The 15206-nt window shown below is 71.4% G+C and carries 14 protein-coding genes; 12 read left to right on the plus strand and 2 right to left on the minus strand.

Translation table 11 applies throughout. From position 1 onward, the window contains the following. Positions 1-3 precede the first annotated feature (3 nt). Positions 4-1185 carry an adenylyltransferase/sulfurtransferase MoeZ gene (moeZ, locus tag ACRYCC_RS12720; protein ID WP_433811524.1) on the plus strand — a complete coding sequence of 394 codons (1182 nt, stop codon included), beginning with the start codon at positions 4-6 and terminating at the stop codon, positions 1183-1185. Between the two features lie 115 nt (positions 1186-1300). On the opposite strand, the gene ACRYCC_RS12725 is transcribed toward moeZ, so the two are convergent. Further along, positions 1301-2020: a TetR/AcrR family transcriptional regulator gene (locus ACRYCC_RS12725; RefSeq protein WP_433811526.1), complete on the minus strand. Its 720-nt coding sequence runs from the start codon at positions 2018-2020 to the stop codon at positions 1301-1303. A 134-nt stretch (positions 2021-2154) separates the two neighbouring features. Between ACRYCC_RS12725 and ACRYCC_RS12730 the strand changes: the two genes are divergently transcribed. The 10 genes from ACRYCC_RS12730 (at position 2155) to ACRYCC_RS12775 (ending at position 13030) form a co-directional block, all read left to right on the plus strand. Beyond that, entirely contained in the window at positions 2155-4404 is a 2250-nt protein-coding gene (locus tag ACRYCC_RS12730; protein ID WP_433811528.1) for an MMPL family transporter, read from the plus strand. Positions 4405-4498: 94 nt separating this feature from the next. Continuing rightward, a complete protein-coding gene (locus tag ACRYCC_RS12735) occupies positions 4499-5218 on the plus strand; it encodes a hypothetical protein (protein ID WP_433811530.1) in 720 nt (239 codons plus the stop codon). After that, positions 5212-6462 carry a S8 family peptidase gene (locus tag ACRYCC_RS12740; RefSeq protein WP_433811532.1) on the plus strand — a complete coding sequence of 417 codons (1251 nt, stop codon included), beginning with the start codon at positions 5212-5214 and terminating at the stop codon, positions 6460-6462. The genes ACRYCC_RS12735 and ACRYCC_RS12740 overlap by 7 nt, the downstream gene beginning before the upstream one ends. Positions 6463-6540: 78 nt before the next feature. Then, on the plus strand, positions 6541-7299 hold the full coding sequence (locus ACRYCC_RS12745) for a hypothetical protein (RefSeq protein WP_433811534.1): 759 nt from the start codon (positions 6541-6543) through the stop codon (positions 7297-7299). Continuing rightward, entirely contained in the window at positions 7293-8486 is a 1194-nt protein-coding gene (locus tag ACRYCC_RS12750; protein WP_433811536.1) for a S8 family serine peptidase, read from the plus strand. Before ACRYCC_RS12745 ends, ACRYCC_RS12750 begins: the two co-directional genes overlap by 7 nt. A 98-nt stretch (positions 8487-8584) precedes the next feature. Continuing rightward, entirely contained in the window at positions 8585-9322 is a 738-nt protein-coding gene (locus ACRYCC_RS12755; protein ID WP_433811538.1) for a hypothetical protein, read from the plus strand. Then, positions 9316-10686 carry a S8 family peptidase gene (locus tag ACRYCC_RS12760; protein ID WP_433811540.1) on the plus strand — a complete coding sequence of 457 codons (1371 nt, stop codon included), beginning with the start codon at positions 9316-9318 and terminating at the stop codon, positions 10684-10686. Before ACRYCC_RS12755 ends, ACRYCC_RS12760 begins: the two co-directional genes overlap by 7 nt. A 44-nt stretch (positions 10687-10730) precedes the next feature. Next, a complete protein-coding gene (locus ACRYCC_RS12765; RefSeq protein ID WP_433811542.1) occupies positions 10731-11036 on the plus strand; it encodes an MGMT family protein in 306 nt (101 codons plus the stop codon). A 1-nt stretch (position 11037) separates the two neighbouring features. After that, the gene (locus ACRYCC_RS12770) at positions 11038-11982 is read left to right on the plus strand and encodes a serine hydrolase (RefSeq protein ID WP_433811544.1); all 945 of its coding nucleotides are present in this window, start codon (positions 11038-11040) and stop codon (positions 11980-11982) included. A gap of 196 nt (positions 11983-12178) precedes the next feature. Then, a complete protein-coding gene (locus ACRYCC_RS12775) occupies positions 12179-13030 on the plus strand; it encodes a slipin family protein (RefSeq protein WP_433811546.1) in 852 nt (283 codons plus the stop codon). Between the two features lie 142 nt (positions 13031-13172). Here the strand turns inward: ACRYCC_RS12775 and ACRYCC_RS12780 are convergent, their stop codons facing one another. Then, positions 13173-13949: an enoyl-CoA hydratase/isomerase family protein gene (locus ACRYCC_RS12780; protein ID WP_433811548.1), complete on the minus strand. Its 777-nt coding sequence runs from the start codon at positions 13947-13949 to the stop codon at positions 13173-13175. A 282-nt stretch (positions 13950-14231) separates the two neighbouring features. Between ACRYCC_RS12780 and ACRYCC_RS12785 the strand changes: the two genes are divergently transcribed. Further along, complete coding sequence (locus tag ACRYCC_RS12785) at positions 14232-15173, plus strand: adenylate/guanylate cyclase domain-containing protein (protein ID WP_433811550.1); 942 nt, start codon at positions 14232-14234, stop codon at positions 15171-15173. The last annotated feature ends 33 nt before the right edge of the window (positions 15174-15206 follow it).

Here is a 15206-nt window from a genome sequence, read left to right on the forward strand (position 1 = left end):
ACCGTGTCGTTGCCACCTCTGGTCGAGCCCGCAGCGGAGCTGACCGTCGATGAGGTACGCCGCTACTCGCGGCACCTCATCATTCCCGACGTCGGGATGGCCGGGCAGAAACGCCTCAAGAACGCCCGGGTGCTCTGCGTGGGTGCGGGCGGTCTGGGCTCCCCGGCGCTGATGTACCTGGCCGCGGCCGGGGTCGGGACCCTCGGGGTCATCGACTTCGACACCGTCGACGAGTCCAACCTGCAGCGCCAGATCATCCACGGCCAGTCCGACGTGGGCCGGTCCAAGGCCGAGTCCGCCGCCTCCACCGTGCGGGAGATCAACCCGCTGGTCGACGTGGTCGTGCACAACGAGGCACTGACCAACGACAACGTCATGGAGCTGTTCGCGCAGTACGACCTGATCGTCGACGGCACGGACAACTTCGCCACCCGGTACATGGTCAACGACGCGGCCGTCCTGCTGGGCAAGCCGTACGTCTGGGGCTCGATCTACCGGTTCGACGGCCAGGCCAGTGTCTTCTGGGCCGAGCACGGACCGTGCTACCGCTGCCTCTACCCCGAGCCGCCGCCTCCCGGCATGGTGCCCTCGTGCGCCGAGGGCGGGGTGCTCGGTGTGCTGTGCGCCTCGATCGGCTCGATCCAGGTCAACGAGGCCATCAAGCTGCTGACCGGCATCGGCGAGCCGCTGGTCGGCCGGTTGATGATCTACGACGCCCTGGAGATGACCTACCGCCAGGTCAAGGTCCGCAAGGACCCCGAATGCCCGCTCTGCGGCAAGAACCCGACGATCACCGAGTTGCTCGAGGACTACGAGGCCTTCTGCGGCGCGGTCTCGGAGGAGGCCTCCGAGGCGGCCGCCGGGTCCACCATCACCGCGCGTGAGCTCAAGGACATGCAGGACCGCGGCGACGACATCTTCCTGGTCGACGTCCGTGAGATCAACGAGTACGAGATCGTCTCCATCCCGGGAGCGACCTTGATCCCCAAGGGCGAGTTCCTCAACGGCTCGGCCCTGGAGCGGCTGCCCCAGGACAAGAAGATCGTCCTGCACTGCAAGTCGGGGGTGCGCAGCGCCGAGGCGCTGGCCGTGGTGAAGTCCGCCGGCTTCTCCGACGCCGTCCACGTGGGCGGCGGCGTGCTCGCCTGGGTCAGCCAGATCGATCCCTCACTGCCCAGCTACTGAGCAGGACCCCGACCCCGATCACTCCGTGATCATGCAATCAATCGACGAACGATTGCGTGATCACGGAGGTGATGGGGGTCGCGGTCGTGGATCGCGAGGGGTGCGGGGCGCGGGCTTACCCGAGGTCGTGGGTGAGGCCGAGGCGCTCGGCGAGGTCGTGCATCATCAGGTCGAACATCGGGCCGGATTCGTCGAGCGCGAAGCTCAGATGCCCGAAGACCTCCAGCGTGACGAAGCCCTGCAGCCGGATCCAGCAGCTCAGGAACACCACGATGACCCCGATGGGCAGGTCGGGGACGCCCAGGTGGCTGCGGTAGCGCTCGATCTGCGCGCGCAGCCCCGGGTCGATCTCGTCGTCGGCGGGCACCGGGAACGGCTTGACGTGCCATAGCTCGAGGAAGAGGGCCACGAAGGTACGGCCGAAGCGACGCCCGCACTCGGCCGTCCAGTCGTCCTCCTCGCCGGCCTCGCCGCCGGGCAGGGGCGTGCCGAAGAGCATCGTGTACTCGCGCCGGTGCTCGAGCGCCCAGTTCCGGAACTCGATGGACGCCGCGAGGAACTTGCCCTTGAGCGAGTCCGCGGGCACCTCCCGGATCGCGCCCTCGATGTTGTCGGTGAGTTCGGTGAACAGGTCGCCGGCGAGGTGTCGCAGCAGCTCCTGGTGGCTGTCGAAGTACCGGTAGAGCGCGGGCGCCGTCATCCCCATCTCGCGGGCGATCGCACGGAGGGTCACCGCCTCCGCGCCCTGCTCGACGAGGATGCGCCGCGCCGTCTGGGTGATCTCGCGCACGGTCGCCGCGCGCAGGCGGTCGCGCCTGGTCCCGGTCTGCTCCATGACGTCACCTCCTTCCCGGGCTCGGCCCGGTGATGCCACCGAACGTTCCCGCATCATGCCCGACGAACACTATTGACGGAAGTGAACGCCGTATGCGAGGTTAACACTGTTCGCAGTAAACGGCGTTCATTTCCATGACGGTGAGTAGCGGCTTCTGGGAGGAAGCGATGTTCGAGGCATGGGGCCGGTTCGTGCACCGGCGAAGGTGGCCGATCCTCGCGGTGGCGTTCGCCGCCATCGTGTTCATGGCGGTCTGGGGCACGGGGGTGTTCGGCGCTCTGCAGTCGACCGGCGGATTCGACGTGCCGGGCAGCGGCAGCATCAAGGCCTCCGAGACCGCCCAGCGCGACCTGGGCCGCTCTGAGGCCGACGTGGTGGTGCTCTACCGCGACCCGGCCGGCCGCACGGTCGACGACCCCGCCTACAAGGCGGCCGTCACCGGCACCCTCGGCGCGCTGCCCGCGGACAAGGTGGCCGCCACCACGACCTTCTGGTCGGCCGGCGCGCCCGCCCTGGTGAGCAGGGACCGCACCGCCACCTACGCGGTGCTGCAGCTGACCGGCGCCGACGACCAGGTCCGCCAGGACAACTACGACGCCATCAAGGACAGGCTGGGCGCGCCGGGCCTCACCACCCGGATCGGCGGGAGCGTGCCGACCGCGGAAAAGATCAACAGTCAGGTGAGCGGTGACATCGCCAAGGCCGACGCGATCTCGTTCCCGGTGCTGCTGATCCTGCTGGTGGTCATCCTCGGGGGCCTGGCGGCGGCGAGTCTTCCGCTGGCCATCGGGGCCACGGCCATCCTGGGCTCCTTCACGGCGCTGCGCCTGCTGACCTACGGCACGGACGTCTCGATCTTCGCCATCAACATCACGATCTTCCTCGGGCTGGGGCTGGCCATCGACTACGGCCTGTTCATGGTGGCGAGATTCCGGGAGGAGCTGCGCCGGTCCGGTGACACCGAGGAGGCGCTGGCGCGCACGATGGCCACCGCCGGGCGCACCGTCGCGGTCTCCGGAGTGACGGTCGCGGTGTCGATGGCCGGGCTGCTGCTCTTCCCCATGCTGTTCCTGCGCTCGATGGGGTTCGGCGGGATCGCCACGGTGGCCGTGGACATGCTGGCGGCGCTCACGATCATGCCCGCCCTGCTGGCGGTGCTGGGCCCCCGGGTCGATTCGCTGCGGCTGCCCTTCCGCCGCCGTACGCCACGGACCACCGCGCAGACCCGCGCGCAGGGCACCACCCGGACCGCGGAGGAGGGCGTGTGGTTCAGGTTCGCGCACGGCGTGATGCGGCGCCCGTTCCTGGCCATCGCGGGCACGGTCGCGCTGCTGCTGGCCCTGGGCCTGCCGTTCCTGCACATCACCTGGGGCGGCGTGGACTCCCGGGTGCTGCCCGCCGGCACCGAGTCCCGGGTGGTCGCGGAGACGCTGGACCGGGACTTCACCCGCAACGCCACCAGCCCCATCCAGGTGGTGCTGACCGGGCGCCCGGACCAGGCCGGACCGTACGCCGACCGGCTCCGGCAGGTGCCGGGTGTCACCGGCGCGCAGGTGACCGGCGCCCGCGGCGGCACCTCGCGGATCTCCCTGACGTACCAGGGCGAGACCCTGTCCGACCAGGCCCGCGGCATCGTGGCGAAGGTACGCGACGTCCCGCCGCCGGCCGGCACCGAGGCGTACGTCGGCGGTCAGACCGCGGAGATGGCCGACCAGCTCGACAGCCTGGGGGCCAACCTGCCCTGGCTGGGCCTGGTGGTGGGAGCCGGCACGTTCCTGCTGCTCTTCCTGGCCTTCGGCTCGGTGGTGCTGCCGATCAAGGCGATGATCATGAACTTGCTGTCCCTGTCGGCGATGTACGGCGTGCTGGTGTGGATCTTCCAGGACGGTCATCTGTCCGGGCTGCTGGACTTCACCGCGACCGGGAGCATGGCCCCCGCGATGCCCATCGTCCTGCTGGCACTGGTGTTCGGCCTGTCCATGGACTACGAGGTGTTCCTGCTGTCCCGGGTCCGCGAGCGGTACGACGCGACCGGTGACAACACCCGGGCGGTCGCGGAGGGCCTCCAGCGGACCGGCGGGATCATCACCAGCGCCGCGCTGCTGCTGCTCGTGGTGATCGGGGCCTTCTCCGGCTCGGGCATCTCCTTCATCAAGCTCACCGGCGTCGGGATGATCATCGCCTTGCTCGTCGACGTGACGATCGTCCGGGCGGTGCTGGTGCCCGCCACGATGCGGGTGCTCGGCCGCGCCAACTGGTGGGCGCCCGGCCCGCTGGGCAAGGTCTACACCCGCTACGGGATCAGGGAGGGCGGCCCGGAGGACGCCGCCCTCGACCGGCCGAGGGGCGACACGCCGCCCCGGCTCGAGTCGGCCTCCGCCTGACCTCGCCCCGCCGCGATCATGCGGTCGATCGCATGATCGCGGCGGAGGGGAGGCGACCGAGCGGGAAACCGGGGGCGGCGGATACGCTCCAACTGTGGCGGATCGCGTTCTGGGACTCGGGGGCAGGCAGTGGCTGATCGTCGCCGCCTGCGTCGCCGCCGGTTATCTTCTGGTGAGCACCGTCGCCCTCACCGGCCTCTGGGCCGAGCTGCACCGCGCGCCCACCAACGCCGAGCTCCAGCAGGCGGCGAACGTCGAGGTCGCGGGCCGCTGGCAGGCATGGCGGGCCGGCCGGATCTTCCCTGACCAGGTGCCCTACGAGGTCGTGGGGGAGGGCGAATACGCCCGCCGGGTCGGCATGGACTCCCGCACGGACTGCGCCGGCGGGGTCGACGAGACGATCGTCCCGATCCTGGTCCGGCACGGTTGCCGGGCGGTGCTGCGCGCCACCTACCTGGACCAGCTCCAGGGCATCGTGATCACGGTCGGCGTGGTGGCCTTCCCGGACGAGCAGGCGGCCTACCAGGCGCGCCGGGAGCTGCCCACCGACCCGACGACCCTGCGCGCGCTGCCGCTGCCGGGCACCCCGGCCGCCCGGTTCACCGACCCCGCGCGGCAGGACGGGTCGGGCGAGCGGGCCGGACCGTACATCATCCTCACCACGGCCGGGCAGGCCGACGGGCGCCCGGCCGTCACGGTCCGGAAGGGCCGGGCGGGGATCTTCGACGTGGCGCCGCAGCTCGCGCACGCGATCGGGGTGCCGCTGGCGCAGCGGTCACTGCCGGACTGCAAGGCCGAGGAGTGGACGTGCTGAGACGCTCGCTGTCGGTCCTGGTCGCCGCGGTGCTCGTCGTGGCCCCCGGCCTGCCGTCCCGTACCGCGTCCGCCGACGACATCCGGGACCGGCAGCAGCCCATGATCACCACCCTCGACCTCTCCACGGCCTGGCGCACCACGCGCGGCAGGGGCGTGACGGTCGGGGTCGTGGACACCGGCGTGGACGCCGGCAACCGCGACTTCAAGGGCGCGGTGACCACCGGGCCCAACTTCCTGCAGACCATCGACGGCAAGTCCGCGCCCAAGCGGTTGCACGGGACGGCGATGGCCTCGCTGATCGCGGGCCGCGGGCACGGCGCCGGCAACCGCGACGGAGTCGTGGGGGTCGCCCCCGAGGCCCGGGTCATCGCCGTACGGGCCCTTGGCGAGAAGGAGGACGCGAGCTTCGGGGCCTACCAGGACGACCTCGAGCTGGAATCGGCCGCGATCTCCAACGGGATCAGGTACGTCGTCGACCACGGCGCCGACGTGATCAACCTGTCGCTGGGCTCGTACGGCCGGGGCGGCGACATCCGCCGGGCCGTCGCCTACGCCATCGCCCACAACGTGGTCGTCGTCGCGGCCGTGGGCAATGACGGTGACAGTCACCGCAAGGTCGACGAGAACGGCTTCGCCCCCTACAGCTATCCGGCGGCGTACCCGGGCGTCATCGGCGTGGCGGCCACCGACCCCGACCACGAGCGGGCCTACTTCTCCAACCGCAACTACTCCGCGCTGGTGGCGGCTCCCGGCGCGAACCTCCCGGCGGGGCTGCCCGGCAACGGCTACGAACTCGTCTCCGGCACCAGCCCGGCCACCGCCCTGGTCTCGGGGACCGCGGCCCTGATCCGCGCCCGTTACCGCAAGCTGGCACCGCCCCTGGTGGCACAGGCCCTATTGTCCGGGACGGCGCACCGGCCGGGAAGCGGCTATGACGCCGACGTCGGGTACGGCGAGATCAACGCGGCGCGGGCGCTGGAGGCGGCGGGCAGGCTCGCCGGCTACACCTCGACCAGCAGGACGGGGGTCGCGGCGGGAGGCCGGTTCGTCACGAAGAAGCCGGGCCCGGTGCAGGTCATCCCCCGCCCCGCGTGGTTCACCGGCGGCGTCTTCACCGTCGGGCTCGTGAGCCTGGCCGGCCTGTTCGGCGCGATGCTGACCGGGGGGCTGCTGTTCCGGCGGGTCGCCCGGCGCGACCCCGGCCCGCCCCCGCCGGGAGCGCCTCCCGGGGCCCTTTCCTGAGCCCCCCGCCCCTTTCCTGAGCTCCCATCTCGGGGCAAAGCCGTCCCAGCACAACAAGGTCGGCTACCCTTCGCATTCGTGCCAGAAGTCGACATCGTGGATGAGTGGCCCGCCCCGACCACCGGCGCTCCGAGAGGCCGGAGCCGGATGCTCCCGGCGGCACTGGCCGCCGTGGTCTGCCTCGCCGCCCTGGTGCTCGCGGGCGTCCGGCTCACCGGGGAACTGACCCGTGGCCCGCACCCGGCCGAACTGCGGCAGGCCGGCGTCCTCGAGGTCGCCCGGCGGTGGCAGACCTGGCCCGCGGGCAAGATCTTCCCGGCCGGGGTGGGCTACACCCTGGAGGAGGGCGGCCCGGAGACCGCCAGGCTCGTCGGCATCGGCACCGCCGCCTCCTGCGACACGGGCCTGAATCCCGCCGCTGCCGCCGCCGTACGGGCGTACGGCTGCCGCGCGGTGCTGCGCGCCACCTACCTCGACAAGAGCCAGGGCTCGGCGATGACCGTGGGGGTGGCGGTCTTCCCGGACGAGCGATCCGCGGCGCTCGCCAAGACCGGCCTCCGGGCGGTGAAGGGCCCGGCACGGCTCAGGGCGCTGGCGTTCCCCGACTCCGCGGTGGCCAGGTTCACCGACGCGGCCGTCCAGAGGTCGGCCCCGGGGGCGCAGGGCGGGCCGTACGTCGCGTTCGCGGTGATCGGCTATGCCGACGGCCGGCCGCCTCCCCGCGACCGCCAGGGCGGGCTCCTGCCCGACGTGGCCGACGACCTGGCCAAGGCCGTGCTCACCCCGCTGGCCACCCCGGCCCGGGTCGACTGCGCCCAGCCGGACTGGTCATGCTGAGGCGCCCGCTGGCGCTCCTGGCCACCGCTCTGCTGCTCGGCGCGGCCACGGTGCCGGGCACGGCCCGGGCCGACCAGGTGCGCGACGACGAGGAGTCGCTGCTCACCGCCGTCCGGGCCCAGCAGGCCTGGAACGTCAGCCGGGGCGGCGGCGTCACCGTCGCGGTGCTCGACTCGGGCGTCGACGAGGACCAGCAGGATCTGGCGGGCTCGGTCACCGCCGGTCCCGACTACACCCAGGGCGCCAACCCGCCCGGCGTGCTCCCCAAGCGGCTGCACGGCACCAACATGGCGTCGATCATCGCGGGTCACGGCCATGGTCCCGGTGGCGCCGACGGGATCATCGGCGTCGCTCCCGAGGCGAGGATCCTGTCGGTCCGGGTGGTCCTGGAGAACGACGAGCCGGGGTTCCAGATCTTCAACGGCAACGAACGCTTCGACGGCTCGATCGCCAAGGGCATCCGCTACGCGGTCGATCACGGCGCCAAAGTGATCAACATGTCGCTCGGCAAGGCGGAGTCCACCAAGCAGGACCGGCAGGCCGTCGACTACGCGGTCTCCAAGGGCGTGGTGATCGTCGCCGCGGCGGGAAACCAGGGCGCCAGCCGGACGGCCCGCCGGGACGGTCACGCCCCGTACTCGTATCCGGCCTCCTACCCCGGCGTCATCGCGGTGGCGGCGGTCGACGCCGCCCACCGGCACGCCGGCTTCTCCAACCGCAACTCGGCCGTCGTGGTCTCCGCGCCCGGGGTGAAGGTGATCGGAGCCGGCCCGGACGACACCTACTGGGTCGGGGACGGGACCAGCCCGGCGACCGCGTTCGTCTCCGGGGTGGTGGCGCTGATCCGGTCCCGGTACCCCGGCCTCCAGCCCGCCCTGGTCACCCAGGCGATCGTGGCGAGCACCGCCAACCGGCCCTCCAGCGGCTACGACCCGGGCGTCGGCTTCGGAGAGGTGGACGCGGCCGCCGCGCTCGCCGCCGCCCAGCGGCTCACCGGCGCCAAGATGACCGGGGCCGGACAGGACGCCGGCCGGCCGCTGACCGGCGATGGCGCGGTCCCGCCGATCCAGGTCGTCCATCGCGACAACGGCGTGCTGGTGACCTGGAGCGTCGTCGGACTGCTCGGCCTGGTGGGCCTGACCGTGGCGGTGGGCTTCCTGGTGGCCCGGCGCCCCGCAAGATCATAAACCTGTTCCGGACGAAGATCCTTTCCGATACGTTGCCTTCCGTGTCAAATGGTGATGAGACGGTTGACGGCGGCCAGGAGCCTGCACCGCCCCCGGATATGTCCCCCCAGGAAGGGCCGCCGCCTCGGCGGCGCCGCTGGATCCGTACGAGCGCGCTCATCGCACTGGGGGTCCTGGGGCTGGGGGCGCTCGGCGGCGGGGGCTTCGCCGTCGTCCGGGAGCTGACCCGCCCTCCGACCACCGCCGAGGTCACCGCGGCGGGCGATGCCGAGACCCGGTTGAGGTGGCGCTTCCGATCGGCCGGTGAGATCTTCCCGGCGACCGTCCCGTACATGAACGGCTGGACCGGCGACAAGCGGACCGCCCGCCGGATCGGGATCGCCCCGGCTGCGGGCTGCGCGCAGGCTCTGGACCGGGAGGTGGCCCAGGTGGTGGCCCGGCACGGCTGTGTCACGGTCCTGCGGGCCACTTACGCGGATCAGTCGGGCACCCTGCTGATGACGCTCGGTATCGCCGTGATGCCCGACGAGGACAAGGCGGACGCGGCCGAATCCGCGCTGCACGGCACCGGCGATCGCTGGGGCATCCGTCCGGTGGCCTTTCCGGATACCGCGGCCGAGCGGTTCGGCGATGCTCAGCGCCAGCTGCTGACCATGCAGACGAATCACACCTCCTACCTGTTCCTTTCCGCCGAGGGCTGGACCGATGGCCGCCCGAAGGTCAAGCCGGGCGATCGAGTGGAGGATTTCAACTTCACCACCGAGATCCTGACGACCGTGATCGGACGTCTCGCCCGCAACGCCGTGCCCTGCAAGGCCAAGGAGATCCAGTGCTGAAGCGCGTCACCCTGTGCGCAGGGCTGCTCGCGAGCATGTTGCCCGCCACCGTCCTCGCCGCTCCCGTCGCCCAGGCCGATGATCTCTCAGTGCTCAGGCAACTCGCCCGCGATCTGGACGCGGCTCGGCGGATCACCAAAGGCCGGGGCGTGACCGTCGCGATCGTCAGCACCGGAGTGGACAAATCGGTCGGCTCGCTGCGCGGCAAGGTGAAACCCGGCAAGGATTTCGTGAACAACGACCATGCCGACAGGACCACAGGCACCCTGCTCGCCTCGCTGGTCGCGGGAGCCGGCCTCACCCACTACTCCCCGGTCGGCATGCGGGGCCTCGCCTCCGGTGCGGACATCCTGCCGATCCGGATCGCGCCCGAGCCCGACGAGCCGGGCGGCAAGGCGTTCTACGAACGCGAGGACTTCAGTGAGATCCAGGCGAAGGGGATCCGGTACGCGGCCGACCACGGCGCCCAGGTCATCTGTATCGATCCCTACTCGTGGGGAAACGCGTACACGCCGGTTCGGACAGCCGTCGCCTATGCGCTGTCGAAGAACGCGACGGTCGTCGCCGGCGCCGCCAGGATCGGCGACGACGAGACCAGCGCGATCTATCCGGCCGCTGAGCCGGGGGTCATCGGCGTCGGCGCCCTCGACCTCAAAGGCCATCGGATCGCCAAGTTCTCCGGCAAGAACAGCTCGGTCCTCGTCGGGGCACCGGGCTTCGCCTTCCCCTCCATCGGCCCGGGGAACACGCTGTGGACCATGAAGGGCACCCTGCCCGCCATCGCCTGGGTGGCCTCGACCGCGGCCATGGTCCGGGCGGAGCATCCCAAGCTGTCCCAGGCCCTGGTCGCGCAGGCGATCACCTCGTCGGCCCACCACCCCAAGTCCGGCTACGACACCGAGACCGGTTACGGGATCATCAACCCCATCGGCGCCCTGAAGGCGGCGCAGGCGCTGGAGGACAAGCCGCCCGTCACCGGCGGCCGGGGAGCGATCGCCGACACGGCACGCTTCGGAGGGCACCCGCCCGCGAGGATCCAGGCCGTACGGCACGACCAGGGCCTGCTGGCCGGGTTCGGCGGGCTCGCCGCGGCCGGGCTCCTGGCCGTCATGCTGGCGCTGTTCCTGGCGATCCGCGGCCGGCGCCGCGCCACGGCCGTCGGCGCGGGGTCTCCGGCACCGCTGTCCACCCCGGAGTCCCCTGACGCCGTGCCTCCCACGCCGGGGGACGCTCCGTCTCAGGACGGCCTGTCTCCGGACCCGCTGTCTCCGGATGCTCCGCCGGGAGGGCCGCCCGGTGGTGGCGCCGCCGGTGACGAACGCGGCCCGGGAGACGCTCTCCCGGGAAGAGACCCTGATCGGTGAGCGGACAGTGGCGCCGGGAGACGTTTTGACGCGAGAATCGGCCGATGCCGACGGATTCCGATGATTATGCCGAGCTCGTATCCGAGGTGGTGGAGCGCATCCCGCCGGGACGGGTCATGTCGTACGGAGACGTCGCGGAGTTCCTCGGGCTCGGTGGTCCCCGGCAGGTCGGCAGGGTGATGTCGATGAGCGGTGGCGGGCTTCCCTGGTGGCGGGTGATCCGTGCCGACGGCGGCCCGCCGACCGGCCACGAGCGGCGGGCTCTGGAGCACTACCGCGAAGAGGGCACGCCGTTGCGCCCCGACGGCACCCGGGTCGACATGCGGCGGGCCCGCTGGGACGGTGCCTGACGTGCCTGGACGTCTCGTCAGGTTGCTGGCCGCCGCCGCGCTGCTGCTCACGATCGGAACGCTGCTCGCCGGTTGCTCGGGTGACGACGAGTCGGCGGCGGCCACGCCGACCCGGGCCTCCCCGTCGGTCACGCCGTCCGGTACGCCCGGCCCCACCGCAGAACCCTCCGTCCCGCCCACACCCGCGCCGCTGAACCGCAAGAAGCTGGCCAAGGCGATCGACGCCTATCTGGCCGGCCGGTCGAGCGCGGTGACGGTCGAGATGGTGGACCGTGCGACCGGGGCCTTCTTCCGCTACCGCCCCGGCGGCGAGTACGTCACGGCCAGTGCCGTCAAGGTCGACATCCTCATGACGCTGCTGCTCCAGCGGCAGCGCAAGCACCGCTCGCTCACCGCCGCGGAGCGCGCGGACGCCGACCTCATGATCCGCTACAGCGACAACCACGCCGCCGACAGGCTGTACGTGAAGGTCGGCGGCGCGAGCGGAGTCGCCGCCGCCAACCGCAAGTTTCATCTGACCGACACCGAGCCCGTCGACGGCAAGTGCAAGGACCTGCTGTGCTGGAGCCTCACCCGGACCACGGCGAAGGACCAGCGGCGGCTGCTGGAGGCGCTGCTCAGCACCAAGAGCGCGCTGAACGCCAAGAACCGCAACTACGTCCTGGGCCTGATGGGGAAGGTCGTCAAGGCGGAGTCGTGGGGGATCAGCGCCGCCGCCCGCAAGGGCGACGAGGTCGCGCTGAAGAACGGCTGGATGACCCTGGAGCGTGACGGCGAGCGCTGGGTCATCGACAGCATCGGCCGGGTCAAGGGGCACGGTCATGACTTCCTCATCGCGGTCCTCACCTGGCACAACCCCACCGACGGCTACGGCATCACGACCATCCAGCATGTCGTGGAACTCGCGGCCAAGGAGTTCCGCAAGACCACGCCCTGGCTCGAATAAATCGAGTGACCTTTCATTGATGGTCCTTTATCGTCTTTATGGGCCGCCCCGGCAGGCTCAGGAGCGAGCGGCCTTACGGAAGCCGTGCATTCGGAACAGTCATCCTGTGATAACTGGTTTCCCATCCGAAAGCTCGTCCTTCATATCGGGACCTGATTCGGGGCGGTTCCCTCTCTGTGAAAGACGGGAGAACGTCATGACCCAGACCAGCGATGTCATCATCAAGTCCACGCACCGTGGCCTGCGTTACGAGGACGGCCGGCTGACGGGCGTGCTCGAGGCCGGCCGCTACGAGCTGCCGCAGGCCTCGACGTGGCGCAAGCGCGTGCCCGTCACCGAGATCGTGCTGGTCGACATGCGTGAGCGCGAGCTGACCCTCAAGGGCCAGGAGATCCTCACCTCGGACAAGGTCGCGGTACGGGTCAGCATCATCACGCTGTTCCGGGTCGTCGATCCCGTCGCGGCGCTGGAGAAGGTGGCCTCCTACGAGGACCGGCTTTACAGCGACGTCCAGCTCGCCGCGCGCCGTTCGCTGGCGTCCATGACGCTGGAGGCCATTCTCACCAATCGCAATCAGCTCAGCGAGGACATTCTCAGCGATGTCACCGACGCCGCGGCCGGTTATGGAGTCGCCATTCTCCGGGCCGATGTCAAAGACCTGGTGTTCCCCGGCAACCTCCAGGAGATCATGAACCGGGTGCTCACCGCCGAGCGGCTCAGCGAGGCCCACCTCGTCGACGCGCGCACGAAGGCCGAGCGGGAGACCATCGAGGCCAGGTCCCGCGCCGAGACCGAGCGGATCGCCGCGCAGTCCCGGCGGGAGGCCGAGCGGATGGCGGCCGAGAGCGAGGCGGAGGCCCACCGCATCCGGGCCGAGGCCGAGGCCAAGGCGCTGCGGATGCACGCCGACGCCGCGTCGGCCTACTCCGAGCACCCCGTGCTGCTGCGGGTCCGCGAGCTGGAGACGCTCTCCCGGCTGGCCACCACCGCCTCCGCGCGGATCTACGTCGGCTTCGACAAGCACGCCGATCTCGATCCGCTCTCCTGACCGGGTCGGGCACGGGGGCGTCACCCGGCCGGTGCGGGCTCACCCGCACCGGCCGGAGGACGTGGTCCATCCCCGCCGGGTCGCGGCGGGGCGGTGAGCGCAGTGGGCTGGGCGAGGGGGACCGGCCGAGCGGCCTGCCCGCTCAGTGGCCGCCGCCGAGCCGGTCGCGCAGGCCGTCGTCCAGTCCCGGGCCGCGCAGGAGCTCGGCGAACGCGGCGTCCTCCTGCTGCTGGGCGCGCAGGATCCGGTCCCGGTGGGCGTCGCCGACGAGCCGTTTGGTGGCCAGCAGCGACGCCAGCGGCTTGGCCGCGATCTCCCGGGCCAGCTCGTACGTCGTCTCCAGCAAGGTCTCGGCGGGGCACGTCCGGAGCGCCAGGCCGGAGGCCACGGCCTCGTCCGCGGTGATCCAGCGGGAGGCGTACAGCGCCAGGGCGGCCTGCTGGTGCCCCATCCGCAACGGCAGCAGGTAGCTGCTGGCCGCCTCGGGGGCGACGCCCATCGCGGTGAACGGCGCCAGCAGCCGGGCGTGTTCGGCGATCAGGACCAGGTCGCAGTGGGCCAGCATCGTGAGGCCGAGCCCGACCCCGGAACCGTTCACCGCGGCCAGCAGGGGCTTGGGGAAGGCGATCAGCACGTCCAGTAGGGTGCCGAAGCCCTTGCCGGCGTCCGCGGAGCTCTCACCGGCTGCGTGCGCCTGGGCGATGGCGGCCATCTCGTTCAGGTCGGTGCCCGAGGAGAACGCCTTCCCGGCGCCGGTGAGCAGCACGACCGACACCGCGTCGTCGGCGGCCGCCGTCTCGAGTGCGCCGGCGAGGGCGAGGTAGAGATCTTCGTTGAAGGCGTTGGCCGCCTCCGGCCGCTGGAACGTGAGCGTACGGATCCTGTCCCGATCGTCGACTCCGAGAACCTCGGTCGGCATGGTCGGCCCCTCCTCGTTCCGCTGGTCTGACGAGCGTGATCGAGTATCCATACGGTCTTGCCGCCGCCCGGCACCGGGGTCCCCCGTGCCCGCGCAGCCGGCCGGGCGGCTGCGGATCAGACCGGCTCGGACACGGAGGGTGGCGGCTCGGGGTGTCCCCGAGCGGAATACCGGCGGCCGGTCGAGCGTAATGTTTGCCATGGTTTGGGCCACGTCGGCGCGGAGCTGGGTGGAGTGATGGCAGCAGAAGATCCAGCGGCGGATGAGCTAGCGGATCTGATCTTGCAGCATCGCCGCCGGTACACCAGCAGAGAGGTGGCCGGTCTGGCCGGTGTGCCCGTCTACCGGGCGCGCCGATTCTGGCGTGCGCTGGGCTTCGCGAACGTCGGCGACGAGGCGGTGGAGTTCACCGACGCGGACGTGGACGCCCTGGTGGTGCTGCTGCGGCTCGTCGCCGAGGGAGTGTTCGAAGAACATCACGCGCTGCTGCTGGCCAGGTCGCTGGGGCGTGCGGCCGCGCGGCTGGCCGAGTCCCAGGCGGAACTCAGCATGGAACTGCTCGACCACGTCGGGGTGGCGGCCGACGAACGCGCCCAGGTCCTGAGCCGTACGGTGCCCGACCTGATGCCGGACCTCGAGCGGCTGCTGGCGTACACCTGGCGCAGGCAGCTCGCCGCCTCGGTGGGGCGGGTGATGCAGACCGACCAGGAGGCCCGTGCCACCCGGCTGGCCGTGGGTTTCGCGGACCTGGTCGGGTTCACCCGGCTGAGCCGCCACCTGGACGAGCTGGACCTCGCCCGGCTGGTCGACCGGTTCGAGGGCAGATCCGCCGACCTGGTGACCGCCGGGCGCGGCCGGGTGGTGAAGACCCTGGGGGATTCGGTGATGTTCGTCGCCGACTCGGCCCCGGAGGCGGCGGAGATCGCGCTCCAGCTCGTGGAGGTGCACGCCGGGGAGCGGACCGTCCCGCCGGTACGGGTCGGTGTCGCGCTGGGCCCGGTGCTCGCGCGGATGGGAGACGTCTTCGGCAGCACCGTGAACCTGGCGAGCAGGCTCACCGCACTGGCGGCACCGGACCAGGTACTGGTGGACGCGCAGATGAGCGCGGGCCTCACCGGCCGCCGCCGGTTCAAGCTGAGCCAGGTCGGTCCGCTCGCCGTCCGTGGGTTCGACGAGGTGATCGCCTTCACCCTGGGCCGGCGGTCCCGCGAACCCCGGTCCTAAGCCCGGCGGAGGGGCCGTCGTCTTCCAAGTAGG

Source organism: Actinomadura scrupuli (genome assembly GCF_050971785.1).
In the GTDB taxonomy this organism is placed as follows: Bacteria; Actinomycetota; Actinomycetes; order Streptosporangiales; family Streptosporangiaceae; genus Actinomadura_E; species Actinomadura_E scrupuli.